The organism is Marinobacterium sp. NO-S09 (assembly GCF_059179545.1).
Genome location: NZ_CP168954.1, coordinates 882,153 through 907,694, shown reverse-complemented (window position 1 = coordinate 907,694; position 25,542 = coordinate 882,153). Strand labels below are relative to the sequence as shown.

Sequence of the window (25,542 nt, the reverse complement as noted above, 5' to 3'; positions counted from 1 at the left end):
AGCGCCCACCCGAGATGGCACATCAAGATGGCAGACCAATATGGCAGCTAAGCCCGCACCCGACTTTGAACACTCCCTGCAGCAGCTGGAAGGGCTGGTTGAACAGCTCGAGCAGGGCGACCTTCCCATTGAAGACGCGCTCAAGGCCTTTGAGCAAGGCGTCAAACTGACCCGCGAGTGTCAGACCATCTTGCAGCAGGCGGAACAGAAGGTTCAACTGTTAACTGAACAGGATGGCGAAATTCGCGCTACTGACTTCCACGACGATCAAGAGTAAGCCGCATGAGTATCCAACAGGTCCTGGCCGACTGCCGGTCCCGGGTAGAACAGCAACTGGACCAGTTGATCACGACTGAAAGCTCTCTGGAGCCGCGCCTGCAGCTGGCCATGCGCCACGGGCTGCTCAATGGCGGCAAGCGCCTGCGCCCGGCTCTGGTTTACCTGGGCTACCAGCTCTGCGCCGGGCAGCCCAGCTCAACCCTGGCCGAGCGTGCCGCCGTAGCCATCGAGTGTATCCACAGCTATTCGCTGGTGCATGATGACCTGCCGGCGATGGATGACGACGACCTGCGCCGCGGCCAGCCCACCTGCCATATCGCCTTCGACGAAGCCACCGCTATCCTGGCTGGTGATGCCCTGCAATGCCTTGCGTTTGAACACCTGAGCGCACCGATAGAAGGCGAAAGCCCTGCGCTGCAGTTACGCATGCTGGCGACATTGGCCCGTGCCAGTGGCGAACAGGGTATGGTTGCCGGTCAGGCATTCGACCTGTCACATGTGGATAAGCCCCTGACTCTGGAACAGCTCAAGGCGATGCATGCCTGCAAAACCGGTGCGCTTATTACGGTCGCCATCGAGCTGGGCGCTCTGGCAGCCGGCCCTGCCGGTGAAGACAAGCTGGAAGCACTGCGCCGTTATGGCGATTTGATCGGCCTGGCATTCCAGATTCAGGATGACCTGCTGGATATCGAGGGCGACACCGAAACGCTGGGCAAGCCCCAGGGGTCGGATCTGGCACAGAACAAACCGACCTACCCGGCTCTACTTGGACTGGAAGGTGCGCGCCAGCAACTGCAGCAACTGCATCAGAAAGCGGTCGACATTCTTGCCGCCTTTGGCCCCGCGGCCGATGATTTGATCGGACTGACCGATTACATCGTAAGCCGTGATCATTGATTATGTTGCATACCATCCCTGAACAGCGCCCCCAAACCCCTTTACTGGACCTGATTAATAACCCGGACCAGCTAAAGTCGCTTGCGCCTTCCCAATTACCGCAACTGGCGCGGGAGTTACGTGCGTTTCTGCTGTATTCCGTAGGCCAGACCGGCGGTCACTTTGGCGCCGGACTGGGGGTCGTGGAACTGACCATCGCCCTGCACTATCTGCTGCGTACACCGGACGAACAGCTGGTCTGGGATGTGGGTCACCAGACCTACCCGCACAAGATTCTGACAGGCCGTCGCGAGCAGATGCTCGGCATGCGCCAATCCGGTGGCCTGTCTCCCTTCCCCAAACGCAGCGAGAGCCGCTACGACAGTTTCGGCACCGGCCATTCCAGCACATCCATTTCCGCTGCACTGGGAATGGCACTGGCACAGCAGCTGCAGGGCAAGGAGCAACACACCGTTGCCGTGATCGGTGATGGCGCCATGACCGCAGGGATGGCGTTTGAAGCACTCAATCATGCGGCGCATACCGGTGCCAACCTCCTGGTTATTTTGAACGACAACGAGATGTCGATCTCCCGCAACGAGGGTGGTCTTGCGACACACCTCGCGCGCACGGTAAAACAGAAAATGGACGGCCCGGCCAGCGCAGACCTGTTCCAGGCGCTGGAATTCGGCTACAGCGGCCCGGTCGATGGGCACAACTTCAGTCTGCTGCTGCCGGCTCTGAAGCAGGCGCTGAACACGGCTGGCCCACAACTGCTGCACGTGGTAACCCGCAAGGGTAAAGGCTTTGCCCCCGCCGAAGCGGACCCTGTGGGCTACCATGCCCTGACCAAGATTGAACCGGTCAAGGCCGCCCCCGCGACACCCAAACGCCCCAAATACTGCAACGTATTCGGGCAATGGCTGTGCGACACCGCGGCTGTGGATAACCGCCTGGTGGGCATTACCCCCGCCATGCGCGAAGGCTCGGATCTGATTGCCTTCTCCGAGCAGTACCCTGAACGTTATTTTGACGTTGCTATCGCCGAGCAACATGCCGCCACACTGGCAGCCGGCTTTGCCTGCAGCGGCATGAAACCGGTGCTGGCGATCTATTCCACCTTTCTGCAACGTGCCTACGACCAGGTGGTACACGACATCGCCATCCAGGAACTGGATGTGCTGATCGCCATAGACCGCGCCGGTCTGGTGGGCGAAGACGGTGCCACCCACGCCGGCTGCTTCGATATCGCCTTCCTGCGCTGCCTGCCGGATATGCTGGTGATGACACCTGCCGACGAGCAGGAGTTAAGCGCCATGTTAACACTTGGCTACGAACATAACGGGCCTGCAGCCGTCCGTTACCCCCGAGGCAGTGCCGCCGAGGCACAGGCCGGTACCACCACGCCGCTGCAAGCCGGCAAGAGCCGCATCCTGCGTCAGGGCCAGAAAGTTGCCCTGCTTAATTTCGGTCCATTACTGGATACCGCACGCAAGGTTGCCGAAGCGAACGACTACACCCTTGTGGATATGCGCTTTGTAAAACCTCTGGATGCCGAGGCCATTTCCCAGCTGGCTGGCGATCATGAGCTGCTGGTGAGCATTGAGGATCATGCGGTACAGGGAGGGGCCGGGTCGGCCGTAGCGGAATATCTGCAGCAGGCAAGGTTGAACACCGACCTGCTCATGATGGGGATTCCGGATCGCTGGATCGCACACGCCAGCCGTGCAGAACAACTGGCCGAGTGCGGTTTGGATGCTGCCGGTATCGAAACCTCGATCCGACAGCAACTGGGATATTGCCCGTCTGGACTTTGAATAGCGTAAGCGAGGCAGCTGATGCAAGGCGAAAATGGCCGAAAAAGCGGAGTTTATACGTTATAAATGAGCATTTTGAGGCCATTTTCAACGCAGCAGCAGCAGCAACGTAGCTAGCTATTTATTCATCCTTGAAGTGGTGTTCGGTCATCATGTGCCCCAACTTACCCATCTTGGTCTGCAGGTAACCTTCGTTGTGGCTGTTCTTGCCCACCTGAAGCGGCACACGCTCAGCCACGTTGACGCCGTATTTTTCCAGAGCAGCAACCTTGCGGGGGTTATTGGTCATCAGCGTGACCGCCTTGATGCCCAAGTGCTCCAGCATGGGCTCGCACATGCTGTAATCACGCATGTCAGCGGCAAAACCCAGCTTTTCATTGGCTTCAACGGTATCGGCACCGCCATCCTGCAGGTGGTAGGCCTTGATCTTGTTGAGCAGACCAATGCCGCGCCCCTCCTGACGCAGGTACAGCAGCACACCGCGGCCTTCTTCCGCGATCCGCTTCAGGGCTTCCTGTAGCTGGAAACCACAGTCGCAACGCAGACTGAATAGCGCATCGCCGGTCAGACACTCGGAGTGAATGCGGGCCAACACGGGTTCATCCCCGGCGACTTCGCCAAACACCAGCGCCACATGTTCCTTGCCGGTAGCAGGATCCTCGAACCCCACCATGGTAAATACCCCCCAGGGGGTCGGCAGCCGTGAATCGGCTACATACTGTACTGACACCTTGGTCGTTTCCTCTGTCACTATTCGTTTACTGGGCGCGAGCCCGCGTTAATCTGCTCTCAGCACCCAAACAGTATCAGGCCCTGCAATACCAGTGCGGCAAAAACACCTGCCAGCACATCGTCCAGCATAATCCCCAGCCCGCCATGCACCCGGCGATCCACCGGCCGGATCGGCCAGGGTTTCCAGATATCAAACAGGCGAAACAGGATAAAGCCGAGCAGCGCCCAGATCCAGTCTACCGGTACGGCGATCATGGTGATCCAGTAGCCGACAAACTCATCCCAGACGATGCCACCGTGGTCATGCACTCCCAGATCGCGAGAGGTACGACCGCAAAGCCATATTCCGATCACAAATGCTGCCAATGTCAGCACTAAATAGATCGGCAGACTTGTCTGCGCCATCAGGTACCAAAGCGGCACAGCCGCCAGCGTACCGAAGGTGCCCGGCGCTTTGGGTGCAGCACCGCTGCCCAGTCCAAACGCCAGAAAATGAATCGGGTTGCGCCAGACCGACGCCGGAGCCCTGTTCATGACATCTCCTTGAAGTGATCATAGCCGGCGCTCAGGCCGGTCTGCAGCTGCCCCTGTGTATCCCGTACCCGGAGGCCCTGTGCCGCGGTAATACGTCCAACCGACGTCAGACGCACGCCCTGTTCAGCTGCGATCTGCAGACAGCGTTCCAGCGACTGTTCAGGGGCAACCAGACAGAGCTCAAAGTCTTCCCCTCCCGAAAGCGCCCAGTATTGCGCCTGCTCGGGAAAACGCTGACACAAGGCATCTGACAGCGGCAGGCACCCAAGTTCAACCTCGGCGCCGACATGGGAAGCCTGGAGCACATGGCCCAGATCGGCCAGCAGGCCATCAGAGATATCCAGCCCGGCATGCAGGTGGGGTCTTAACGCCCGTGCCAGGGCTACTCGTGGCTCAGGGCAGTAAAACCGCTGCTGTAGCCAGTCTGTGGTATCGGAGGGAGTATCAGGGTGCAGGAGGGTTTCCAGCCCGGCGCGGCTATCGCCCAGGGTGCCGGATACCAGAATGCGGTCGCCCGGTTGAGCACCTCGGCGCAACAGGGCCTGGCCGGTATCCACCCAGCCATGCACTTGCGCACTGAGCACAAGGTTTGGCCCTCGCGTGGTATCGCCGCCCACCAGAGCGATCCCCAGCTGATGACAACGTTCTGCCAAACGGGCAGCGAAGGGCTCCAGCCAGTCAGGATCGGCCTGAGGCAGGGTCAGCGCCAGCGTCAGCCAGGCAGGTGTGGCAGCCGCTGCGGCCAGATCACTGACCGCAGCGCCGAGCAGACGTTCAGCCAGGCGCTGCGGCGGCGTCTGCGGCAGAAAGTGGGTGCCCTCCACCAGGGTATCGATGGAGACAACCAGTTCCTGCCCGGATGGCACCTGCAGCACGGCACAGTCATCGCCAATTCCTTCGCGTACTCCGGGGCCGGACTCGGCACGGCGGAAGTACTGTCGAATCAGCTCAAACTCACCCACGGCGCTCTACCACCCTGCTCCGCAACAACAGCCTGTCGCCTTAGCCGTTATTACGGCGGGCACGGATCTCATCGGCACGGGCGCGCTGCGCCAGTTTGTCGAGAATGCCGTTGATGTACTTGTGACTTTCGGTGGCACCGAAAATCTTGGCCAACTCAACACTTTCGTTGATCGCCACGCGGTACGGCACCTGCAGTCGGTGCTTGAGTTCATAGGCACCGATGCGCAGTACGCTCAACTCGACCGGGTCCAGATCATCCAGCGGACGGTCCAGAAACGGACGAAACGCCTCGTCCAGATCACGACTGGAACCGATCACGCCGCGCAGCAGTTCGGAGAACAGCTGGGTGTCGGTGTTGCTCATATCGTTATCGACCCGGAACTGGGCATCGATCTCGGTCACACTCTGACCCGCCACAGACCACTGATACAGGGCCTGGAGGGCAAGACTGCGCGCATTGCGGCGCATTTCGGTCAGGTTCTTCTTGCCCGTGCGCGGAGTAGTGTCGCTCATGCCTTAGACCTCAAGCTGACGCAGCAGGCTGACCATTTCCAGCGCAGACAGCGCGGCTTCAGCCCCCTTGTTACCGGCTTTGGTGCCGGAGCGCTCGATCGCCTGTTCGATGGAGTTCACGGTCAGGATGCCGTTTGCCACCGGGATATCGTAGTCCATGGACACCTGAGCCACACCCTTGGAGCTCTCGGCAGAGACATACTCAAAGTGCGGTGTACCACCGCGGATGACGGCACCCAAGGTGATGATGGCATCATCCTGCTTCTGCTGAGCGATACGCTTGGTCGCCAGCGGAATTTCAAATGCACCCGGTACGCGGATGACACGGATGTTCTCTTCAGCAACACCGTGACGCTGCAGGGTGTCGATGGCGCCGTCCAGCAGGCTCTCAACCACGAACGAGTTGAAGCGGCCAACTACGATGGCATATTTACCGTTGGCGCTGACGAAGTCGCCTTCAAATACTTGTACTGTCATAACTTTTCCATCAATCCTCGTAGGGGATGTACTCTTCAATCTCCAGGTCAAAACCGGAGATGGCGTTAAATTTCATCGGTGAGCTGAGCAGGCGCATCTTGCGCACGCCCAGATCACGCAGAATCTGTGAACCGGTACCGACCGTCAGGTAGGCGCCCGAAGCACTGACATTCACTTTGGAGCGTTTGCGATCAGCATTAAGCAGGCTGTCGATCGCATCACCCAGGTCCACACGGCGGCCGGAGTCGAGCAGCAGCACCACGCCCTTGCCTTCATCCGCCACCCGCTTGAGCGCGCGACGCATGGTCCATTTCACTTCATCACCCGGACGTACGCCGACCACATCACGCAGTACTTCATTGCGTACGTGTACTCGGACCAGGGTTGAATCTTCAGGTGTCACATCACCCTGCATCAGCGCCAGGTGTGTGCAGCCCTGAATTTCGTCACGGTAGGTGACATAACGGAAATCACCGTATTCGGTCGGCAGGGTGCCTTCCTCGTCACGTTCGACGGTGTGTTCATTCATGGTGCGGTAGTGGATCAGGTCGGCAATGGTGCCGATCTTGATGCCATGCTTGGCCGCGAACTTTTCCAGATCGGGGCGACGCGCCATGCTGCCATCTTCATTGATGATCTCGACGATCACCGAGGCCGGCATGAAGCCTGCCATACGCGCGATATCGCAACCGGCTTCGGTGTGGCCGGCACGGCTCAATACGCCGCCGGGCTGCGCCATCAGCGGGAAAATGTGGCCCGGCTGGACAATATCTTCCGGCTTGGCGTCGGCCTTGACCGCTGCATGCACGGTCGCCGCGCGATCCGCCGCCGAAATACCGGTGGTCACACCCTTGGCCGCTTCAATGGACAGGGTAAAGTTGGTGGAGAATGCTGCACCGTTGCTCTGTACCATCAGCGGCAGGTTCAGCTGCTCACAACGCTCACGCGGCAGAGTCAGACACACCAGGCCACGGGCATGGGTGATCATGAAGTTAATGTCTTCCGGGCGCACACATTGCGCCGCGATGACCAGATCACCTTCGTTTTCACGGTCTTCGTCATCCATCAGGATGACCATCTTGCCCTGACGAATATCGTCGATCAGTTCTTCAGTGGTGTTCAGCTGCATAGTCCTCTCCCGTCGCCTCAGCGACGCATGAATCCGTGATTAGCCAGCAGCGCCAGCGTCACGCCGCCGGCATCGCCGTCGGCCTGTTCCTCGCACTGCACCGGCTGCATCAGTCGCTCCAGATAGCGGGCAATAATGTCCACTTCCAGATGCACCTGACGACCGGCGGTATAGCTGTCGATAATGGTTTCCTGTGCCGTATGCGGCACGATATTCAGTTCAAAGCAGTCACCATCCAGCGCGTTCACAGTCAGGCTTACGCCGTCTACCGTGATGGAGCCCTTGGCTGCCACGTAGCGCTGAATAGAAGCTGGCATGCGAATCTGCAGACGCACCGAACGGGCATCATCGTTGCGGGTAACAACGGTGCCCAGTGCATCCACATGACCGGTCACGATATGACCGCCGAAGCGGGTATCGGCACGCATCGCCTTTTCAAGGTTGACCTTCTCACCCACAGCCAGCGCTTCAAAGCGCGTATGGGCCAAGGTTTCCAGCGACACGTCGGCAATAAAGCCATCGCCCGGCAGTTCCACTGCAGTCAGACAAACACCGTTGGTGGCGATGCTGTCACCCAGTTTTACATCGCCCAGGTCCAGCGAACCGGTCCGCGCATAGAGGCGCATATCACCGCCGATCATGCGTACATCCGCAATCTCACCGACGGCTTCTATAATTCCGGTAAACATCAATTGTTCTCCTGACGACAGCTCAGGGTCAGACGCAAGTCATCACCCAGCTGACGCCGGTCCGTTAGCTGCAGCCGATACTGCTGCGCCATTTCATCCAATGGCAGCTCAAACAGGGGGCGTGCAGAACTGCCCAGCAGCGTTGGCGCCATATAGAGTACCAGCTCATCCACTAAACCTTCACTCAGTACCGAGCCTGCCAAAGTGGCACCACACTCTATCAGCAATTCGTTGCACTGGGCATGCTGCGCCAGCCAGCTCAGCAGGGCACTCAGATCGACCCGGCCATCAGCCCCCGGCAGCGACAACACCTGCGCACCCGAGGCACTCAGCGCAATGGCGCTGGGCTGGTTATCCGGCTGAGCCGTGGCCACCAGAGTACTGCCCGGCAAACTCAGCATGGCGGTGGAGGCCGGCAGGCGCAACTGGCTATCCAGCACCACCCGCAATGGCTGACGTTCAGCCGCGCGTTCGGCTTCAGCGTCAGGTAGCCCCAGCTGCGCCGCACGTACGGTCAGAGAGGCATTGTCCATTAGCACGGTATCCACTCCGGTCAGTACCGCAGAACTGCGCGCACGCAGACGCTGCACATCCGAGCGAGCGGCCGCGCCTGTGATCCATTGTGACTCACCGCTCTGCATGGCGGTACGCCCATCCAGACTAGACGCCAGTTTCAGGCGCACATAGGGACGCCCACGCTCCATGCGGCTGATGAAACCGGGGTTAAGTGCACGCGCCTGAGATTCCAGCAATCCGTGCGCAGTGTCGATGCCCACGTCCTGCAAACGTGCCAGACCGCGCCCCGCCACCAACGGGTTGGGATCCTGCATGGCTGCCACCACACGACCTACACCGGCTTTCACCAGTGCCTCGGCACAGGGCGGCGTCTTGCCGTGATGACTGCAGGGCTCAAGGGTGACATAAGCCGTGGCCCCCTGCGCCTGCTCCCCTGCCATGCGCAGTGCATGCACTTCAGCATGAGGCTCGCCGGCCTTGAGGTGCGCCCCTTCTCCGATCAGCTCGTCATCTTTAACGATGACACAGCCAACGCGGGGGTTCGGGTCGGTGGTATAGAGCCCCTGCTCTGCCAGTTGCAGGGCACGTGCCATCCAGCGGTGGTCATCGGCGGAAAAGGTATGAATCACGAGGTTTCTCCTTCACCGGCAGATGTGGAGAGACGCTCGATCTCTTCGCGGAATTCATTAATGTCCTGGAAACTGCGGTAGACGGAGGCAAACCGTACGTAAGCAACCTGGTCCAGCTTCTTCAGTTCCAGCATGACCGCTTCGCCCACTTCACGGGACGGCAGTTCACGCTCACCGGTGGCGCGCAGACGTTGCTTGATACGGGTAATGGCCGCTTCGATCTCTTCGATGCTGACCGGACGTTTCTCCAGCGCACGCTGAATACCGGCGCGGAGCTTGTCTTCGTCAAACGGTTGACGGGTACCGTCGGTTTTAATCACCCGCGGCATCAGCAGTTCAGCAGTTTCATAGGTGGTAAAACGCTCGTGGCAACTGATGCACTCACGTCGACGACGGATCTGTTGACCTTCGGCCACCAGACGGGAGTCGACAACTTTGGTTTCATGGGTGCCACAAAATGGACAGTGCATGCGTGCCTCAGCGTAAAGAGCGTTTCCCGAAGGAAGGGATGTGGGAGAAAAAAAGCCCCAGACAAAAAAAGGGCGGCCTCAGCCGCCCCGGCTATTCTACCGGCTTACTTGTAAACCGGAAAGCGTGCGCAGATATCCTTCACCTGCTCTTTAACACGCGCAATAGTCTCTTCGTTTTCGATATCGTCGAGGATATCGCAGATCCAGTTCGCCAGCTGCGCAACTTCTTCTTCCTTGAAGCCACGACGGGTTACAGCCGGTGTACCAATACGCAGACCAGAGGTCACGAACGGGGAACGCGGATCGTTCGGTACGGAGTTCTTGTTCACGGTGATGTTGGCACGGCCCAGGGCAGCGTCCGCATCCTTACCGGTGATGTCCTTGTTGATCAGGTCAACCAGGAACAGGTGGTCTTCAGTACCGCCGGACACGATGTTGATACCGCGATCCAGGAATACCTTGGCCATGGCCTGAGCGTTTTTCACGACCTGAGCCTGGTATTCTTTCCATTCCGGCTCCATCGCTTCTTTGAAGCACACCGCTTTAGCCGCGATCACGTGCATCAGCGGGCCGCCCTGAGATTCCGGGAATACCGCGAAGTTCAGCTTTTTCTGCAGATCTTCGTCAGCATTGGCGGACAGGATCAGACCACCACGCGGACCACCCAGTGTTTTGTGGGTAGTGGTGGTAACCACATCAGCGAAAGGCAGCGGAGTCGGGTATACGCCTGCTGCGACCAAACCGGCAATGTGTGCCATATCCACGAACAGGTAAGCGCCAACCTTGTCAGCAATTTCGCGGAAACGCGCCCAGTCAACGATCTGCGAGTAGGCAGAGAAGCCCGCTACGATCATCTTCGGCTTGTTCTCAACGGCCAGACGCTCAACTTCGTCGTAGTCGATCGCGCCGGTTTCAGCGTTCAGACCGTACTGAACCGCTTTGTAGATACGGCCGGAGAAGGAAACGGAAGCACCGTGAGTCAGGTGACCACCGTGCGCCAGGCTCATCCCCAGAACGGTATCGCCCGGCTGGCACAGGGCCATGTAAACGGCAGCGTTGGCCTGAGAACCGGAGTGCGGCTGAACGTTGGCGTACGTGGCGCCAAACAGTTCCTTGGCACGGTCAATGGCCAGGTCTTCAACCACGTCGACGTACTCACAGCCGCCGTAGTAACGCTTGTTCGGGTAGCCTTCAGCGTATTTGTTGGTCAGCACAGAACCCTGAGCTTCCATTACGCGCGGGCTGGTGTAGTTCTCGGAGGCGATCAGTTCGATGTGCTCTTCCTGACGCGTCGCCTCGGACTGCATTGCAGACCACAGGTCCGAATCATAACTGGCGATTGACATATCTTTGCTAAACATTGCTGTCCCCTGAAGTTGCAAAAGTAGCGGCAAAGTTGGCGCAGGTAGTGCGGACTGACCTGTAGCTGCCTTAAATGAGGCGCACATTATAGTCGAAAAAACGTACGGAAGGCACATGAAAAGGGATCAGTCTATTACGCGAAGGATTCATTTTGTGTAAGGGACTGATGTGATGGCGTTTCTTCAAGGTTTTTCGCCCACAGAGTGGGCTCCTACATATTTAAAGCCAGATCCCGAAACTCTGCCGGGATATGACCTGTGAGAGCTCGCTCCGCGAGCGAATCGAGACTTCGAGCACGGAGTGTGCGCCCACAATGAGTGCTGACATTCAGATCGCGGTCCCTCATGGGAGTCCAGTCCCTGGCCGAACAGCAGCCGCATCGAGCATCTGCCATTACACCAAGCCAAATGGCTTTCATCCGCGCGGGCAGGTAGAATCTGGCTGTTTTTCAACCCCAAGTTTACAGGCAAACTGATGGCTCAGTACGTTTATACGATGAACCGCGTGGGCAAGGTGGTACCGCCCAAGCGTGAAATCCTCAAGGATATCTCCCTGTCGTTCTTCCCCGGTGCCAAGATCGGTGTACTCGGTCTGAACGGTGCCGGTAAATCTACCCTGCTGCGCATCATGGCCGGTGTCGACACCGAATACACCGGTGAAGCGCGCCCCATGCCCAACATGAAAGTGGGCTACCTGCCGCAGGAGCCAGAGCTGGATGACAGCAAGACCGTACGGGAAGTGATCGAAGAAGCGGTCTCCGACGTCAAGGATGCACTGGCCGAGCTGGACCAGGTCTATGCCGCCTACGCCGATCCGGACGCTGATTTTGACGAACTGGCCAAGAAGCAGGGCGAACTGGAAAACCTGATTACAGCCAAAGATGGTCACAATCTGGACCAGGCGCTGGAACGTGCCGCTGACGCCATGCGTCTGCCGCCCTGGGATGCAGAGGTGAAGAATCTGTCCGGTGGTGAGCGCCGCCGTGTTGCCCTGTGCCGCCTGCTGCTGGATCATCCGGACATGCTGCTGCTGGACGAGCCGACCAACCACCTGGATGCCGAGTCCATCGCCTGGATCGAGCGCTTCCTGCAGGAATACACCGGTACCGTGGTAGCCATTACCCACGACCGCTACTTCCTCGACAACGCTGCCGGCTGGATTCTGGAACTGGACCGTGGCCACGGCATCCCCTGGGAAGGCAACTACTCCAGCTGGCTGGAGCAGAAAGAAGCGCGCCTGGAACAGGAAGCCAAATCTGAAGCCTCCCACCGCAAGGCGATGAAGTCCGAGCTGGAGTGGGTACGTCAGGGTGCCAAGGGTCGCCAGACCAAATCCAAGGCCCGTTTGAAGGCGTTCGAGGAGATGAACTCCCGTGAATTCCAGCAGCGCAACGAGACCCAGGAAATCTACATTCCGCCGGGTCCGCGTCTGGGCGACAAGGTCATCGAACTGCACGATGTCACCAAGTCCTACGGTGACAAGCTGCTGTTCGAAAACCTGAACCTCGCCATCCCGCCGGGTGCCATCGTCGGCATCATCGGCCCCAACGGCGCTGGTAAGTCTACCCTGTTCCGCATGCTCAGCGGCGAAGAACAGCCGGATTCCGGTGAGATCCAGATCGGTTCAACCGTGCAGCTGGCCTACGTCAACCAGTCACGCGAGCTGAACGGCGACAACACCGTATTCCAGGAAATTTCAGACGGTCAGGACATCATCACTGTCGGCAACTTCCAGACGCCGGCACGCGCCTACTGCGGCCGTTTCAACTTCAAGGGTTCCGACCAGCAGAAGTTCGTCAAGGACCTGTCCGGTGGTGAGCGCAACCGTCTGCACATGGCGAAGCTGCTGAAAGAAGGCGGCAACGTCCTGCTGCTCGATGAGCCGACAAACGATCTGGACATCGAAACCCTGCGCGCACTGGAAGAAGCCCTGTTGGCCTTCCCCGGATGTGCCGTGGTGATCTCGCATGACCGCTGGTTCCTCGACCGTATCTGTACTCACATTATTGCCTATGAAGGTGACTCCAACGTGGAGTTCTTCGAAGGCAACTACACCGAGTACGCCGAGGACTACAAGCGCCGCTTCGGCAAGGACCATCAGCCAGAACGTATCAAGTACCGCCGCATGAGCTGAAAACAAAAGCGCTGAAGACAAAAGAGCCGCCCAAGGGGCGGCTCTTTTAGTTCCAGGCGATGGAAACATCCGCCTCAGGCAGCTTCCTGCCAGGGCGCTATGCAGTAACGATCACGACCGCTGTCCTTGGCCTGGTAAAGCGCCTCATCGGCGCGCTGTAACAGACTGGAGCCCCCTTCCCCCTCCTGCAGCATCGAGATGCCGATACTGGTGGTAAAGCTGACTTCATCTCCCGTTGGCACCTTCAGACGCGATGCATGACAAGCCTGACGAATGGCATCTGCCACTTCGGTTACCTGCTCGGCTTTCATATTGGGCAGCACCATCAAAAATTCCTCGCCCCCAAAACGTCCAGCCAAGTCCACCTTGCGCTTGGCATGCTCACGCAGGATTTTGGCAAACTGCTTGAGCACGATATCCCCGGCCGCATGTCCGTACTGATCGTTGAAGCTTTTGAACTTGTCCAGATCAAACATCATCACCGTGAGCGGAGTCCCCTGTGCATGAGCCGCTTTGATATCCTCTTCCAGCTGTTCCATCACCTGGCGCCGGTTGGCCAGCCCGGTAAGCGGGTCACGCGTAGCCTGACGGTAGAGCACCAGCAACATGTTCAGCTGATTGATCGAAGCCCAACCGGCAATCGCCCCCAGAATCGCCAGCAACCAGAGATCATTCAGGCCACTGACACCGCCCCAGGCCCCCAGCCAAAGCTGAGTCACCAGTTCCACCAGCAGCACAAAACAGACGAAGCCTGCAATCTCAAACAGTGTAAGAGGAAAAATCGCCAGCATGGTGATAATCATGAACGGGAAAAAGGCGTACCCGGCCACCGTTGCGTGATAGCCGTGCTGCTCCAGAATCACCGTGCTGGCGGTCTGAAACAGGGTTAATACCAGTACCAGTGCCAACAGCCGTATCAGCGACACGTCCAGCCGGTAAGGGTGCGTATACCAAAGCCCCAACAACAGACAGCAGCCACTGCTGGCCAGGCGGGCATAAGCAATGGTGGTACTGGCTTCGGCCGGCAGCAACAGCCAGTCGATCAGGATCCATCCGCTTTGCAGCACCATTAACAACCAGGCGATCATTCTGACACGGGTGAACAAATGGTAGCTGCGTGTATGATTGAAATAGCGTGAGTGCCGACGTGCGGCTATCAGATCATTCATCACTTCCCACATGTGCTCTCCGGTGAATTTCTGCCCAAGCAGTCAAAGGTAGACTAGCATCAACACATGCGTATTGATCTGAAGCAGGCTGTTTCCACTATGCGACGAGTGTAATACTATCTTGAAGAGCCAGCCGAGGAACCAGGAGTGCAAGCGTGAATAACAACACCGAACGTCGACGCTTTACCCGCATCCCCTTCGATGCCGAGTGCGAACTGCACAGCCCCAAGGGCAGCGCGGTCGTCCAGCTGATCGATATATCCTTGCGCGGCGCACTGGTGGAATCGGAGCATGCGCTGCCGATTGACCAAGGAGACAGTGCACAACTGCACCTTTATCTGGCCAACGATATCCTGATCAATATCCCGTCCACGCTCACACACATCGAATCACCCTATTACGGCTTTACCGCCGAAGAGATGGATATCGACAGCATCACCCATCTGCGCCGGCTGGTTGAGTTGAACCTGGGTGACGAGAGTCTGCTGGAGCGCGAATTGGAACAGTTGATCGACGCGGATCAGTAAACCCGCTGTCAGATTGCATCCAGCGCTTCTGACAGGGTTTTAACCCCGACCACTTCCATGCCCGGCACTGGCTCACGGGGTACATTCGAAATCGGCACGATGGCGCGCTTGAAACCATGTTTCGACGCCTCACGAATGCGTTCCTGACCATTGGGCACCGGACGAATTTCACCGGAAAGGCCCACCTCACCGAACACCATCAACTCCTGCGACAGCGCCATATTGCGAAAGCTCGAGACCACCGCCAGCAGCAACGCCAGGTCGGCACTGGTTTCCAGCACCTTCACCCCGCCCACCACATTGACGAACACATCCTGATCGCCGGTCATCAGGCCGCCATGACGGTTCAACACCGCCAGCAGCATTGCCAAGCGGTTCTGCTCCAAACCGACTGCAACGCGACGCGGGTTGGACAGGTGCGACTCATCCACCAGTGCCTGAAGCTCAACCAACAATGGTCGAGTGCCCTCCCAGACCACCATCACCACACTGCCGGGACTGGGCTCACTGCCACGACTCAGAAAGATGGAGCTGGGGTTCTTCACCTCTTTAAGCCCATTTTCCAGCATGGCAAACACACCCAACTCATTCACCGCACCAAAGCGGTTTTTGTGGCTGCGCAGGGTGCGGAAACGGCTGTCGGACGACCCTTCCAGCTGCAGTGAACAGTCGATCATATGCTCCAGCACCTTGGGGCCAGCCAGTGAACCATCCTTGGTGACATGCCCCACCAGAAACAGCACCGTGCCGGTCTGCTTGGCAAAACGGGTCAGAAACGCCGCACTCTCACGCACCTGCGATACCGAACCGGGTGCTGACTGCACATCCGCCACATGCATCACCTGAATGGAGTCGATCACGATCACCTTGGGCTGCAGCTCATTCGCCAGGTCACAGATCGTTTCTACCGAGGTTTCCGACAACATCTGCAGCTGATCCGCCTTCAGCCCCAAACGCGACGCACGCATCGCCACCTGCTGCAGGGACTCCTCACCGGTGATATACAGCGCCGGCATTTCGGCCGCCAAATGACACATGGTTTGCAGCAGCAAGGTACTCTTACCCGCCCCAGGATGGCCACCGATCAGCACCGCAGACCCCGGCACCAGGCCGCCACCCAGCACCCGGTCCAACTCGGCACTGCCACTGGTAAAACGCGGCATTTCTTCCAGTGCCACCTCGCTGAGAGTGACCACTTTTTTATGCGCACCCGCGCCACCTGAACCGCCGGCGTAACCCTCAAAACGCGCGCTGCGCACGCCGCCAGCATCAGAGCCCAGACGAACTTCAGTGATCGTATTCCAGGCCCCACAGGCCGAACACTGCCCCTGCCACTTGCGGTAGTCGGCGCCGCAATCGTTACAGACAAAAGCAGTTTTGGTCTTGGCCATGGGGTGTCTCCGGGAAAATTAGGGTTTACACTGAGTGCCTGTTGCAGAATCCGATTGTATCAATGGCGGCACCCCCGGTCAGCCTCAGTCCTGGTGCACCGCCTTTCAAAACAGACAACAAGGAATAACGAATAATGAAACTGGAAACGCTCGCGCTGCACGCCGGTTACGAAACAGATCCGACCACCAACTCGGCTGCCGTCCCCATTTATCAAACCACCTCTTACACCTTTGATGATGCCCAGCACGGTGCCGACCTGTTTGATTTGAAGGTACCGGGTAACATCTATAGCCGCATTATGAACCCCACCAACGACGTGCTGGAAAAGCGTGTTGCTGCACTGGAAGGCGGCGTCGCGGCACTAGCCGTCGCGTCCGGCATGGCGGCCATCACCTATACCATTCAAACGCTGGCCGAAGCGGGTGATAACATCATCTCGACCAGCGAACTGTATGGCGGCACCTACAACCTTTTCGCCCACACGCTTCCGCGTCAGGGGCTGGAAGTCCGCTTCGTACAAAAAGATGACCTTGCTGGCCTGGAGAGCAAAATCGACGCTCGCACCAAAGCGATCTACTGTGAGTCTGTGGGTAACCCGTCCGGTGGTATTGCCGATATCGAAAAGCTGGCCGAAATAGCCCACCGCCATGGTGTGCCGCTGGTTGTGGATAACACTGTCCCCAGCCCGTCTCTGTGGCGTCCGATTGAACAGGGTGCCGACATTATCGTCACGGCGGCGACCAAGTACATTGGCGGCCATGGCACCACCATCGGCGGCGTGATTGTCGATTCCGGTAACTTCCCCTGGGCGGAAAACAAGGAGCGCTTCCCGCTGCTGAACGAGCCGGATGTGTCCTACCACGGCGTGGTCTACACAGAAGCCTTCGGCCCCGCCGCCTTTATTGGCCGCGCCCGTGTAGTACCGCTGCGCAACATGGGCGCAGCGCTGTCACCGATGAACGCCTTCATGCTACTGCAGGGATTGGAAACCCTTTCACTGCGCATGGAACGCATCTGTGAAAACACACAGAAAGTCGCCGAATACCTGGAAAACCACCCGGAAGTGGTATGGGTCAATTACGCCGGCCTGGAAAGCCACAAGGATTACGCACTGGCACAGAAGTACATGGGTGGCAAAGCCTCCGGCATCCTCAGCTTCGGTCTGAAATCCGGCCGTGAAGGCACACGCAAATTCTACGATGCACTGCAGATCTTCCTGCGCCTGGTAAACATCGGCGACTGCAAGTCACTGGCATCCATCCCTGCTGAAACCACACACCGTCAGCTCAACGACGAAGAGTTGAAGTCTGCGGGCGTATCACCGGAGATGGTGCGCCTGTCTATCGGTATTGAACATGTGGATGACTTGATTGCCGACCTGGAGCAGGCACTGGCAGAAAGCACTTCTTAACAGATTAATGCTTCTCTATGTGAACAGGGCTCAGATGAAGGGCCCTGTTCACAACAGTCACCTCGGCCTCTCAAAATGTCACTTATACTTTTCAAAAAGCATCAATCTGCCAATTGAAAGTTATATTGCATATGCGACATGAAACCATATTTCATGATTCATAATTCCGATTCTTCATTACCCATTTTTTATATCACGAGAGCATGAATCTAATTAAGCAACTCTCATATAAAACTGCCCCAACAACCGTCACCCAATAAATACAATAAAACCATACAATCAAATAGACTGATTTTATTATTGATCTCCTAAAGCGATCATGTGACTATTTTCGCCATCCGGACGGTGCTTCAGGAATGGATTATAAAGCGCTCTCCCAACCGAAAATGACGCTTTATAATTACAGTTTTTTAACACTAAGTAATATCTATCATGGAGGATATATGAAAAAAACCATCGCATGTGTGTGTCTTGCCGTACTGGCCACAGGTGTTCAGGCAGGTGTCAAAGAGAAAAAAGCACAGCGTTCTGCAGACGAGAAAATCAGCGCGGCAGCTGAAAGCATGAAATCTGCATGCGGTAACGCTCAGTTGGCCGTCAACGTTGACTGGAGTGCGGTTGATGCAGCTGCCGAGCAAAACGCTGACATCATTAAAGAGAAAGGCATGCGCCTGGATTGGGTTTATATCCAGCTGGGTGACCGTACCGCCTCTACCATGGAAGCGCTGAGCAAAATCTGTTCAGATGATGCAGACTATAAAGCCGCTATTGCTGACATCAGCAGTATCCAGGTACAGCCAAAACCCAAGTTTGATGACTACAAGTCGGCTTTCAGCCTGGATGGCAACACACTCAACGTTGAAAACGGCTGGTACATGACCCGTAATGCCAGCGACTTCCGTGCACGCCTGATTAACCTTTTCTAATCACCTGCACGCTTGAATGTCCGGTTGAAACAGGCCGCAGTTTTAAAAGCGCTTTCAGGTATCAGCCGGACAACATTCAAGAAACCGCGCTACCGCTGCGGTATCAGGCCGCTGGCGGTGGCGTAGCAGATACAGTTGGCGCCGGATGCTGAGTTCCGGTGCCAACACCTGCAACTCGCCACTCTGCAGTGACTGTTGAACTACATGTCGTGACAGACAGCTGACGCCTACCCCCGCCCTGACAGCATTATGAATCGCTTCAGAGCTGCCCAGCTCCAGCACTGGCTGTAACGCACCTAATGCCTCGAACAATTCCTGCTCCACCACACTGCGCGTACCCGACCCTCGCTCACGCATGATCCAGGGCAGTTCTTCCAACCGGAGGGACTCAAAACCGGCAGCCGCAACGATCACCATCTGATCCTGACGCCAGGGTGTCATGACCAGGTCAGGATGCAGCGCCCGCCCCTCGATCAAGCCAAGGTCCAGCTCGAACCGGAGCATTCGTTCGGCGATCTCATCGGTGTTGGCGATTTCTACACGCTCACACGGCAGAGCATGACCTGATGCTCCCAACAGACGCGGTAGCAGGTAGTTGCCAATTGTAGTGCTGGCTCCCACCTTCAACTGACTACTTCCCGTGGTGAATAGTGCTTCGGCATCCCGTGCCTGTACCAATAGTGCACGCGCCCTCGGCTGCAGGGCTCTGCCACTGGCGTTCAACACCAATCGCTTGCCGACACGATCAAACAGCTTTTGCCCCAGCCTTGATTCAAGTTCGCTCAATGCATTACTGGCAGCAGACTGGGATAGCGCAACGGCTTCTGCTGCACGGGTCGTGGAGCCGGTTTCAATCACCGCCAGAAAAACTTCCAATTGACGCAGGGACAGCATACACACCTCGAGCCGATTCAAATTTACCTAAAAAACTGGTAGATAATACCAAATCAATCTGTTTTAAACTTATAACTAATCGATTTAAAGTGCACACCTGTTCACGAGGAGGTGCACCATGCCATTACAGCAACGTTTCCAACCAGCCAACAGGCTTGCCCAGCTGCTGCCCGGCCTGATGCTGACATTTGGCCTGAGTCTTGGCGCCTTGCTGCTGGTCCAGCTTCCCCTGCCCGTTGTGGGCGTGGTCGGCCCACTGACGCTGGCGATGCTGCTGGCTATTCTGGCAGGTCATCTGATCGGTGAACGCATCGAAAAACGCAGTGAGGCCGGGCTCCAGTTCAGCCGGCATTACTTATTGCGCGCAGGCATTATTCTCTACGGCCTGCGTATCAGTTTTGCAGACCTGCAAAGTGCAGGCCTGAATGCGCTGCTGATTGACCTGGTGATTGTGGTCGGTATTCTGGCCACTGCTGCCTGGGTCGGTATTTGCTGGCTCAAGCTGGATGCACGCACCGCCGTATTAATTGGCGCCGGCAGTGCTATTTGTGGTGCGGCGGCAGTACTGGCGAGTGCTCCAACCATTCGTGCGCGCCAGCAGGCGGTACCTGTGGCCATCGCCACGGTTGTACTTTTTGGCAGTGCAGCCATGCTGCTGTACCCCTGGCTGTTCGCACAGGAGTGGGTGCAGGCCCTGTTTCACAACGGGGATACAGCTTTCGGACGCCTGGTTGGCGCCACCACTCATGAAGTCGCTCAGGTCACCGCAGTTGCCGCCGCTCTGCCCGCAGAAGCCGCTCACACGGCGGTTGTCACCAAACTGATGCGTGTCATGCTGTTGGTACCGGTTTTACTGGTCCTGAGCCACCTGTTCAACCGGGGACAAAGCGATAGCAATACACCGGCAAAACTGCCAGTTCCCTGGTTTGCATTGGTGTTTATGCTGCTGCCACTGGTCAACAGTCTGGATCTGTTACCGGAACAATTGCTGGCGCTGCTGCATCAGCTGGATCAGCTGTTTCTGGCCATGGCGATGGCGGCACTGGGGTTTGCCACCCGACTGAGCGCCATCCGTGCAGCGGGCTGGAAGCCCATGATACTAGGGGCCTTGCTGTTTGCTCTCCTGTTGGTCGGCGGAACAGGCATGACGCTTTTACTCAGCTAAACGCTCTTCCAGGACACAAAAAAGCCCCTCTCCTTACGGATGGGGCTCTTCAGTACCACACCATGGCTCTACTCTGGTTAAGCGTTGTTACGCGAAGACTCCACCCGGGCAATTGCCTGGTTCAGTTCACTCTCGGCGGAGGTGCCTGAATCCGCGCAGAATTCCAGATCTGTCAGGCGACCATTCTCAAGGCTGTACACCCAGCCATGCACACTAAGGTCCTGACCACGCTTCCAGGCATCCTGCACAATGGTGGTATTACAGACATTGTAAGCCTGCTGCACCGCATTCAGTTCGCACATCATATCTACCTGCGTCGGCGTATCCTGCCAGGGGCCCACCAGGTCACGGTGCTGGAAATAGACATCACGAATGTTACGCAGCCAGTTGTCGATGAGACCGTGGGGCTGTTCCTGCAAAGCGGCACGGACACCGCCACAACCATAATGACCAACTACCATCACATGCTTCACTTTGAGCACTTCCACTGCGTACTGCAGTACCGACAGACAGTTCATATCGGTGTGCACAACAATGTTGGAGACATTGCGGTGGACAAACAGCTCACCGGGCAGCAAGTCGACAATCTCATTGGCTGGCACACGGCTATCGGAACAGCCGATCCACAGATATTCCGGAGCCTGCTGGGACGCCAGGGTGGGGAAAAATTCCGGGTCCTGCTCATGGATACGATCAGACCAGCTACGGTTGTTGTCAAAGAGGTTCGACAGTTTCTTCATGGTTATTCATTCCCCAAATACAACTCAGGCAGCGATGGATCACACCGCTGCCTGGTAGATACTTTCAATCGATGCACAGATGTCAGGTTATTCGCGCACAGAGTGTGCTCCCACACATTTTGAACCACGGCACCTGTAAGTGTTTGGCCCAATCGCGCACGGAGTGCGCTCCCACAGTGAGCCTCACACACAATTTTCAGGTTTGTAACCTGCAACATCTGTGGGAGTTCGCTCCGCGAGCGAATACTCCCCACAGCAGCTCTGCCCCGAATTACCGGTGGTACTGAGCACTCAGTTCGTGCACCGCATCTACAAATACTTTAGCACTTTCCGGGTCGACAAACTGATGGATACCATGGCCCAAATTGAACACATGACCGTTGCCGGAACCGAACCGGGCCAGAATATCGGCCACTTCAGCACGGATACGTTCTGCCGGTGCGTAGAGCACGCTCGGGTCCATATTACCCTGCAGAGCCACACGGTCACCGACACGGCGGCGCGCATCATCAATGTTGGTCGTCCAGTCCAGGCCCAGGGCATCAGCACCTGCCTCGGCCATGACTTCCAGCCACTGACCACCATTCTTGGTGAACATGATGACCGGCACACGACGGCCGTCATATTCGCGAATCAGGCCGGACACGATCTGCTGCATGTACTTGAGCGAGAACTCCTGATACATCGGACCACTCAACGCGCCGCCCCAGGTATCGAAGATCTGAACGGCCTGAGCACCACTGCGGATCTGCTCGTTCAGGTAATGGGTGACCGACTGCGCCAGCTTGTCCAGCAGCGCATGCATCACCTCAGGCGTGGCGTACATCATCTTCTTAATGTGACGGAAATCCTTGCTGGAGCCCCCTTCAACCATGTAGGTCGCCAGGGTCCAGGGGCTGCCGGAGAAACCAATCAAGGGTACACGACCGGACAGCGCACCACGGATTTCACTGACCGCTGCCATAACGTAATCCAGATCGCTGGCCGCATCCGGAATCGGCAGTTCATCCACATCCTTTTCGGTGCGCACTACTTTTTCGAATTTCGGGCCTTCACCCTGTTCGAAATACAGCCCCAGCCCCATGGCATCAGGGATGGTCAGAATATCAGAGAACAGGATGGCGGCATCCAGATCGTAGCGCTCCAGCGGCTGCAAAGTCACTTCGCAGGCCAGTTCACGGTTTTTGCACAGACTCAGAAAATCACCCGCCTGGGCGCGTGTTGCGCGGTATTCCGGCAGGTAGCGTCCTGCCTGACGCATCATCCAGACCGGGGTCACATCCACCGGTTCACGCAGCAGCGCACGCAGAAAGCGATCGTTTTTCAGTTCAGCCATGTCGCCATCTTATCCTGTAGCTAAGTTTGAGATGGCGACATTGTAACCGCTAATGCATTCAATTGCTTTCTACAGGAGTACAGTCTGCACCTTGAACTGTATAATTACTGGGCTAAGGTTAACCCTAACAATGTTTAGCCGGTGATTTGTTCATCATGACACGCAGTACCAAAGTCCTCAGCTTGCCGACCCGCTCCGATAAGCACGATCATGCCCATCATCAGCTGGTGTTTGGTCTGGAAGGTGATACCGCATTCGAGCTGGTAGGTCGCAGCCGCGAGGTCCGCATCGGACATGGCTGTCTGGTGCCTTGCGCCACCGACCATATTTTCAGCGGCCTGGGCGACAACCGTATCGTCGTACTGGATCTGCCCACCGAAAGTCATGACCGTCTGCAGCAGGAAAAGATCGACCGGCTCTTCGACCAGGCCAGTTACTTTCAATGCCCGCCGGATCTTCAGTTACTACTACGCTCGCTCAGCCGGGAGCTTAGACACAACCCTGCTGATACCCTGTTACAGGAAGCCTGCAGCAACACCCTGCTCTGTGCACTGCAACGCCAATTTGACCAGAGCCGGACAGCACGCCCACAAGGCCGTTTAAACCTGGAGTTGCTCGACGACTACATTGACCTCCATATTGACCGCCGCCTGCCAGTGGAAGAGCTGGCCGGCCTCTTCTGCCTCGCCAGCAGCCAGTTCTATGCCCGCTTCCGTGACCAGACCGGCATAACACCCAACCAGTATGTCAGCGAACGTCGCCTTCAGGCTGTGCGTCAGGCGCTGATGCACGCCCCTGACCCTATTGCTCAGCTGGCGTCTCGTTTCGGTTTTTGTAACCAAAGCGCCCTGACTCGGGCCTTCCGTCAACGTTTCGACCTCTCTCCAGCGCAGTTCCGTCGCCAACGCAACGGTTACGCACCGGAAGATACTGCAAAAGATTCGGAGTAACTGACAAGACCGCTCCACAGTGGCTGTTATTAAATGCTGTTTCTGTGGGCAATTCAGCTCTGTGAATCGGCCATTACCAGCGCCAGCGCATGAAAAACGGGATCCTTTTTTCTGCCGCTGGTAATGGAGAAAACGCGCTCGCTTACTAAAACTGCAGTCGGCGGTATTGGTGCCTCGCTTGAGCTAGGCAGTTCTACCGTCTAACGTAAACATGGGGCGGAAGGGACTCTTCCGCGTCGTTGTCGACCTGTCTCAGCTTCTCTGATTCCACGCATGAGACAGGCGCACAATAAACACCCTTATAAGGGATTGCAGAGAGGCTTTTGCATGATTGAAAATAACTACGCGGTGTACGGCACCTTCATCGTATATCTGATAATGATGCTCGCCATCGGCGTCATTGCCTACCAACGCACATCCAGCTCCTCCGACTACTTCCTGGGCGGCCGCTCCCTCGGCCCTTGGCCCGCTGCCTTGTCAGCCGGTGCTTCCGACATGAGCGGCTGGCTGCTGCTCGGCCTTCCCGGTTACGCTTACGGCTCCGGCATGGAAGCGATCTGGCTGGCGGGTGGCCTGTTGCTGGGCACCTGGGCCAACTGGCGCTTCACTGCCAAGCGCCTGCGTACCTACAGCATTGAAGCCGGCGACGCCCTGACGCTGCCGGAATACTTTGCCAACCGCTTCCGCGATAATTCGCGCATGCTGCAGGTAATCTCTGCGTTCTTCATTCTGCTGTTCTTCCTGTTCTACACCAGCTCCGGCCTGGTTGCAGGCGGCAAGCTGTTTGAGACCGTATTCGGCCTTGAGTACACCACTGCACTGATTGTCGGCACCATCTGCATCGTCTCCTATACCCTCTTCGGTGGCTTCTTGGCCGTATCCTGGACCGACCTGGTACAGGGCCTGTTGATGGCCGCAGCACTGCTGATCGTTCCGATCGCAGCGATTCAGGCTGACGGTGGCTTCAGTGCCATGTGGAGCGCCATTGAAGCCAAGAACCCGGAACTGCTGACCATCTTCAATGACACCTCTGGTGAGCCGCTGACGTTCATCGCTATCGTATCCCTGGCGGCCTGGGGTCTGGGTTATTTCGGTCAGCCGCACATCCTGGCGCGTTTTGCTGCTTGCCGCAGCAACGAAGAGATCGGCACCGCACGCCGTATCGCCGTTGGCTGGAGCGGCCTGTCCATGGCCGGTGCCATGCTGGTCGGCCTGGCTGGTATGCTGTTTGTGGAAAACCAGATGGGCGGCGAACTGGGCGATGGTGAAACCATCTTTATGCTGCTGGTTAATGCCATCTTCCACCCGATCATTGCGGGTATCCTGTTGGCAGCGATCCTGGCCGCCATCATGAGTACGGCTGACTCCCAGTTGCTGGTATCTTCCTCTGCTCTGGCAGAAGACTTCTACAAGCAGCTGTTCCGCAAAGATGCGTCTCAGAAAGAGATCGTCATGGTTGGCCGTCTGGCAGTTATTGGCCTGTCACTCGTCGCCATGTTCCTGGCCTTTGACCCAGACAGCACCGTACTGGGGCTGGTGTCTTATGCCTGGGCCGGTTTCGGTGCGGCCTTTGGTCCAGCACTGCTGATCAGCCTGTACTGGAAACAGATGACACGTAATGGCGCGCTGGCCGGCATCATTGTCGGTGCGGTGACCGTGGTTATCTGGAAGCAGCTGTCCGGTGGCCTGTTCGACATGTACGAAATCGTACCGGGCATCATCTTCGCGACCATCGCCATTCTGGTTGTATCCAAAATGGGTGGTGAGCCTGACGCTGAAGTTCAGGCCCAGCATGACCGTATGCTGAGCAAGCTCTAAACGTCCCTCCAAGACCCGGCCCAGTGCCGGGTCTTCATTTTGTCTTCAAGCTGTAACCCCGCTTTAAAATCTCCATCGGATTATGGATGGCTATC

At 57.3% G+C, this 25,542-nt stretch carries 25 protein-coding genes; 10 read left to right on the top strand and 15 right to left on the bottom strand.

Features of this window, described 5'->3' with window-relative positions; genetic code table 11:
* Nucleotides 1-40 precede the first annotated feature (40 nt).
* The 3 genes from O3C79_RS04285 to dxs are packed head-to-tail and all read left to right on the top strand — an operon-like array spanning nucleotide 41 to nucleotide 2,972.
* Nucleotides 41-277 (top strand): exodeoxyribonuclease VII small subunit, encoded by a 237-nt coding sequence (locus tag O3C79_RS04285; protein ID WP_494384948.1) that lies wholly within the window; start codon nucleotides 41-43, stop codon nucleotides 275-277.
* Between the two features lie 5 nt (nucleotides 278-282).
* A complete protein-coding gene (locus O3C79_RS04280; RefSeq protein WP_494384947.1) occupies nucleotides 283-1,176 on the top strand; it encodes a polyprenyl synthetase family protein in 894 nt (297 codons plus the stop codon).
* Between the two features lie 2 nt (nucleotides 1,177-1,178).
* Nucleotides 1,179-2,972: a 1-deoxy-D-xylulose-5-phosphate synthase gene (gene dxs / locus O3C79_RS04275; RefSeq protein ID WP_494384946.1), complete on the top strand. Its 1,794-nt coding sequence runs from the start codon at nucleotides 1,179-1,181 to the stop codon at nucleotides 2,970-2,972.
* A 121-nt stretch (nucleotides 2,973-3,093) separates the two neighbouring features.
* On the opposite strand, the gene ribA is transcribed toward dxs, so the two are convergent.
* The 10 genes from ribA to glyA all read right to left on the bottom strand — a co-directional run bounded on the left by ribA (nucleotide 3,094) and on the right by glyA (nucleotide 10,985).
* Nucleotides 3,094-3,702, bottom strand: a complete 609-nt coding sequence (ribA, locus tag O3C79_RS04270; protein ID WP_010323454.1) for a GTP cyclohydrolase II — start codon at nucleotides 3,700-3,702, stop codon at nucleotides 3,094-3,096.
* A gap of 59 nt (nucleotides 3,703-3,761) precedes the next feature.
* The gene (locus tag O3C79_RS04265; protein WP_494384945.1) at nucleotides 3,762-4,238 is read right to left on the bottom strand and encodes a phosphatidylglycerophosphatase A family protein; all 477 of its coding nucleotides are present in this window, start codon (nucleotides 4,236-4,238) and stop codon (nucleotides 3,762-3,764) included.
* A complete protein-coding gene (gene thiL / locus O3C79_RS04260) occupies nucleotides 4,235-5,200 on the bottom strand; it encodes a thiamine-phosphate kinase (protein ID WP_494384944.1) in 966 nt (321 codons plus the stop codon). The genes O3C79_RS04265 and thiL overlap by 4 nt, the downstream gene beginning before the upstream one ends.
* A gap of 40 nt (nucleotides 5,201-5,240) precedes the next feature.
* Nucleotides 5,241-5,714 (bottom strand): transcription antitermination factor NusB, encoded by a 474-nt coding sequence (nusB, locus tag O3C79_RS04255; RefSeq protein WP_417533514.1) that lies wholly within the window; start codon nucleotides 5,712-5,714, stop codon nucleotides 5,241-5,243.
* Nucleotides 5,715-5,717: 3 nt separating this feature from the next.
* Nucleotides 5,718-6,191: a 6,7-dimethyl-8-ribityllumazine synthase gene (ribH, locus tag O3C79_RS04250; protein ID WP_010323458.1), complete on the bottom strand. Its 474-nt coding sequence runs from the start codon at nucleotides 6,189-6,191 to the stop codon at nucleotides 5,718-5,720.
* A 10-nt stretch (nucleotides 6,192-6,201) separates the two neighbouring features.
* Nucleotides 6,202-7,320, bottom strand: coding sequence for a bifunctional 3,4-dihydroxy-2-butanone-4-phosphate synthase/GTP cyclohydrolase II (ribBA, locus tag O3C79_RS04245; protein ID WP_010323459.1), 1,119 nt, complete (start codon nucleotides 7,318-7,320; stop codon nucleotides 6,202-6,204).
* 17 nt (nucleotides 7,321-7,337) lie between these two features.
* Nucleotides 7,338-8,009 carry a riboflavin synthase gene (locus tag O3C79_RS04240; RefSeq protein ID WP_494384943.1) on the bottom strand — a complete coding sequence of 224 codons (672 nt, stop codon included), beginning with the start codon at nucleotides 8,007-8,009 and terminating at the stop codon, nucleotides 7,338-7,340.
* On the bottom strand, nucleotides 8,009-9,154 hold the full coding sequence (ribD, locus tag O3C79_RS04235) for a bifunctional diaminohydroxyphosphoribosylaminopyrimidine deaminase/5-amino-6-(5-phosphoribosylamino)uracil reductase RibD (RefSeq protein WP_494384942.1): 1,146 nt from the start codon (nucleotides 9,152-9,154) through the stop codon (nucleotides 8,009-8,011). Before ribD ends, O3C79_RS04240 begins: the two co-directional genes overlap by 1 nt.
* Nucleotides 9,151-9,624 carry a transcriptional regulator NrdR gene (gene nrdR, locus O3C79_RS04230; RefSeq protein WP_494384941.1) on the bottom strand — a complete coding sequence of 158 codons (474 nt, stop codon included), beginning with the start codon at nucleotides 9,622-9,624 and terminating at the stop codon, nucleotides 9,151-9,153. Before nrdR ends, ribD begins: the two co-directional genes overlap by 4 nt.
* A 104-nt stretch (nucleotides 9,625-9,728) precedes the next feature.
* Complete coding sequence (gene glyA, locus O3C79_RS04225) at nucleotides 9,729-10,985, bottom strand: serine hydroxymethyltransferase (RefSeq protein ID WP_076465179.1); 1,257 nt, start codon at nucleotides 10,983-10,985, stop codon at nucleotides 9,729-9,731.
* Between the two features lie 475 nt (nucleotides 10,986-11,460).
* Here glyA and ettA point away from each other — a divergent pair, with 475 nt between their 5' ends.
* Nucleotides 11,461-13,119, top strand: a complete 1,659-nt coding sequence (ettA, locus tag O3C79_RS04220; RefSeq protein ID WP_417533516.1) for an energy-dependent translational throttle protein EttA — start codon at nucleotides 11,461-11,463, stop codon at nucleotides 13,117-13,119.
* A 74-nt stretch (nucleotides 13,120-13,193) separates the two neighbouring features.
* Here the strand turns inward: ettA and O3C79_RS04215 are convergent, their stop codons facing one another.
* Nucleotides 13,194-14,300, bottom strand: a complete 1,107-nt coding sequence (locus O3C79_RS04215; RefSeq protein WP_494384940.1) for a GGDEF domain-containing protein — start codon at nucleotides 14,298-14,300, stop codon at nucleotides 13,194-13,196.
* Nucleotides 14,301-14,443: 143 nt separating this feature from the next.
* Here O3C79_RS04215 and O3C79_RS04210 point away from each other — a divergent pair, with 143 nt between their 5' ends.
* The gene (locus O3C79_RS04210) at nucleotides 14,444-14,815 is read left to right on the top strand and encodes a PilZ domain-containing protein (RefSeq protein ID WP_494384939.1); all 372 of its coding nucleotides are present in this window, start codon (nucleotides 14,444-14,446) and stop codon (nucleotides 14,813-14,815) included.
* Nucleotides 14,816-14,823: 8 nt separating this feature from the next.
* On the opposite strand, the gene radA is transcribed toward O3C79_RS04210, so the two are convergent.
* Nucleotides 14,824-16,206, bottom strand: a complete 1,383-nt coding sequence (radA, locus tag O3C79_RS04205) for a DNA repair protein RadA (protein ID WP_494384938.1) — start codon at nucleotides 16,204-16,206, stop codon at nucleotides 14,824-14,826.
* Between the two features lie 134 nt (nucleotides 16,207-16,340).
* Between radA and O3C79_RS04200 the strand changes: the two genes are divergently transcribed.
* Both O3C79_RS04200 and O3C79_RS04195 read left to right on the top strand, forming a co-directional pair.
* A complete protein-coding gene (locus O3C79_RS04200; RefSeq protein ID WP_494384937.1) occupies nucleotides 16,341-17,618 on the top strand; it encodes an O-acetylhomoserine aminocarboxypropyltransferase/cysteine synthase family protein in 1,278 nt (425 codons plus the stop codon).
* A gap of 443 nt (nucleotides 17,619-18,061) precedes the next feature.
* Nucleotides 18,062-18,544, top strand: a complete 483-nt coding sequence (locus O3C79_RS04195) for a hypothetical protein (RefSeq protein WP_494384936.1) — start codon at nucleotides 18,062-18,064, stop codon at nucleotides 18,542-18,544.
* Nucleotides 18,545-18,598: 54 nt separating this feature from the next.
* Here O3C79_RS04195 and O3C79_RS04190 read toward each other — a convergent pair whose 3' ends face one another.
* Complete coding sequence (locus O3C79_RS04190; protein WP_494384935.1) at nucleotides 18,599-19,438, bottom strand: LysR family transcriptional regulator; 840 nt, start codon at nucleotides 19,436-19,438, stop codon at nucleotides 18,599-18,601.
* Between the two features lie 118 nt (nucleotides 19,439-19,556).
* Here O3C79_RS04190 and O3C79_RS04185 point away from each other — a divergent pair, with 118 nt between their 5' ends.
* A complete protein-coding gene (locus O3C79_RS04185) occupies nucleotides 19,557-20,603 on the top strand; it encodes a YeiH family protein (protein WP_494384934.1) in 1,047 nt (348 codons plus the stop codon).
* A gap of 77 nt (nucleotides 20,604-20,680) precedes the next feature.
* Here O3C79_RS04185 and can read toward each other — a convergent pair whose 3' ends face one another.
* The gene (can, locus tag O3C79_RS04180) at nucleotides 20,681-21,343 is read right to left on the bottom strand and encodes a carbonate dehydratase (RefSeq protein ID WP_494384933.1); all 663 of its coding nucleotides are present in this window, start codon (nucleotides 21,341-21,343) and stop codon (nucleotides 20,681-20,683) included.
* Between the two features lie 271 nt (nucleotides 21,344-21,614).
* Nucleotides 21,615-22,679, bottom strand: coding sequence for a uroporphyrinogen decarboxylase (gene hemE / locus O3C79_RS04175; protein ID WP_494384932.1), 1,065 nt, complete (start codon nucleotides 22,677-22,679; stop codon nucleotides 21,615-21,617).
* Nucleotides 22,680-22,834: 155 nt separating this feature from the next.
* Here hemE and O3C79_RS04170 point away from each other — a divergent pair, with 155 nt between their 5' ends.
* Both O3C79_RS04170 and putP read left to right on the top strand, forming a co-directional pair.
* Nucleotides 22,835-23,629 (top strand): helix-turn-helix domain-containing protein, encoded by a 795-nt coding sequence (locus O3C79_RS04170; RefSeq protein WP_494384931.1) that lies wholly within the window; start codon nucleotides 22,835-22,837, stop codon nucleotides 23,627-23,629.
* A gap of 327 nt (nucleotides 23,630-23,956) precedes the next feature.
* Nucleotides 23,957-25,447, top strand: coding sequence for a sodium/proline symporter PutP (gene putP, locus O3C79_RS04165; RefSeq protein WP_494384930.1), 1,491 nt, complete (start codon nucleotides 23,957-23,959; stop codon nucleotides 25,445-25,447).
* Nucleotides 25,448-25,542 lie beyond the last annotated feature (95 nt).

Excerpts from the sequence above, each read along its gene's own strand:
- O3C79_RS04285 (WP_494384948.1), top strand. The coding sequence starts at position 41 with ATGGCAGCTAAGCCCGCACCCGACTTTGAACACTCCCTGCAGCAGCTG.
- ettA (WP_417533516.1), top strand. The coding sequence starts at position 11,461 with ATGGCTCAGTACGTTTATACGATGAACCGCGTGGGCAAGGTGGTACCG.
- putP (WP_494384930.1), top strand. The coding sequence starts at position 23,957 with ATGATTGAAAATAACTACGCGGTGTACGGCACCTTCATCGTATATCTG.
- can (WP_494384933.1), bottom strand. The coding sequence starts at position 21,343 with ATGAAGAAACTGTCGAACCTCTTTGACAACAACCGTAGCTGGTCTGAT.
- radA (WP_494384938.1), bottom strand. The coding sequence starts at position 16,206 with ATGGCCAAGACCAAAACTGCTTTTGTCTGTAACGATTGCGGCGCCGAC.
- nrdR (WP_494384941.1), bottom strand. The coding sequence starts at position 9,624 with ATGCACTGTCCATTTTGTGGCACCCATGAAACCAAAGTTGTCGACTCC.
- O3C79_RS04265 (WP_494384945.1), bottom strand. The coding sequence starts at position 4,238 with ATGAACAGGGCTCCGGCGTCGGTCTGGCGCAACCCGATTCATTTTCTG.
- O3C79_RS04200 (WP_494384937.1), top strand. The coding sequence starts at position 16,341 with ATGAAACTGGAAACGCTCGCGCTGCACGCCGGTTACGAAACAGATCCG.
- glyA (WP_076465179.1), bottom strand. The coding sequence starts at position 10,985 with ATGTTTAGCAAAGATATGTCAATCGCCAGTTATGATTCGGACCTGTGG.
- O3C79_RS04280 (WP_494384947.1), top strand. The coding sequence starts at position 283 with ATGAGTATCCAACAGGTCCTGGCCGACTGCCGGTCCCGGGTAGAACAG.
- ribBA (WP_010323459.1), bottom strand. The coding sequence starts at position 7,320 with ATGCAGCTGAACACCACTGAAGAACTGATCGACGATATTCGTCAGGGC.
- dxs (WP_494384946.1), top strand. The coding sequence starts at position 1,179 with ATGTTGCATACCATCCCTGAACAGCGCCCCCAAACCCCTTTACTGGAC.
- O3C79_RS04215 (WP_494384940.1), bottom strand. The coding sequence starts at position 14,300 with ATGTGGGAAGTGATGAATGATCTGATAGCCGCACGTCGGCACTCACGC.
- hemE (WP_494384932.1), bottom strand. The coding sequence starts at position 22,679 with ATGGCTGAACTGAAAAACGATCGCTTTCTGCGTGCGCTGCTGCGTGAA.
- O3C79_RS04195 (WP_494384936.1), top strand. The coding sequence starts at position 18,062 with ATGAAAAAAACCATCGCATGTGTGTGTCTTGCCGTACTGGCCACAGGT.
- nusB (WP_417533514.1), bottom strand. The coding sequence starts at position 5,714 with ATGAGCGACACTACTCCGCGCACGGGCAAGAAGAACCTGACCGAAATG.
- O3C79_RS04190 (WP_494384935.1), bottom strand. The coding sequence starts at position 19,438 with ATGCTGTCCCTGCGTCAATTGGAAGTTTTTCTGGCGGTGATTGAAACC.
- O3C79_RS04170 (WP_494384931.1), top strand. The coding sequence starts at position 22,835 with ATGACACGCAGTACCAAAGTCCTCAGCTTGCCGACCCGCTCCGATAAG.
- O3C79_RS04185 (WP_494384934.1), top strand. The coding sequence starts at position 19,557 with ATGCCATTACAGCAACGTTTCCAACCAGCCAACAGGCTTGCCCAGCTG.
- O3C79_RS04240 (WP_494384943.1), bottom strand. The coding sequence starts at position 8,009 with ATGTTTACCGGAATTATAGAAGCCGTCGGTGAGATTGCGGATGTACGC.
- ribH (WP_010323458.1), bottom strand. The coding sequence starts at position 6,191 with ATGACAGTACAAGTATTTGAAGGCGACTTCGTCAGCGCCAACGGTAAA.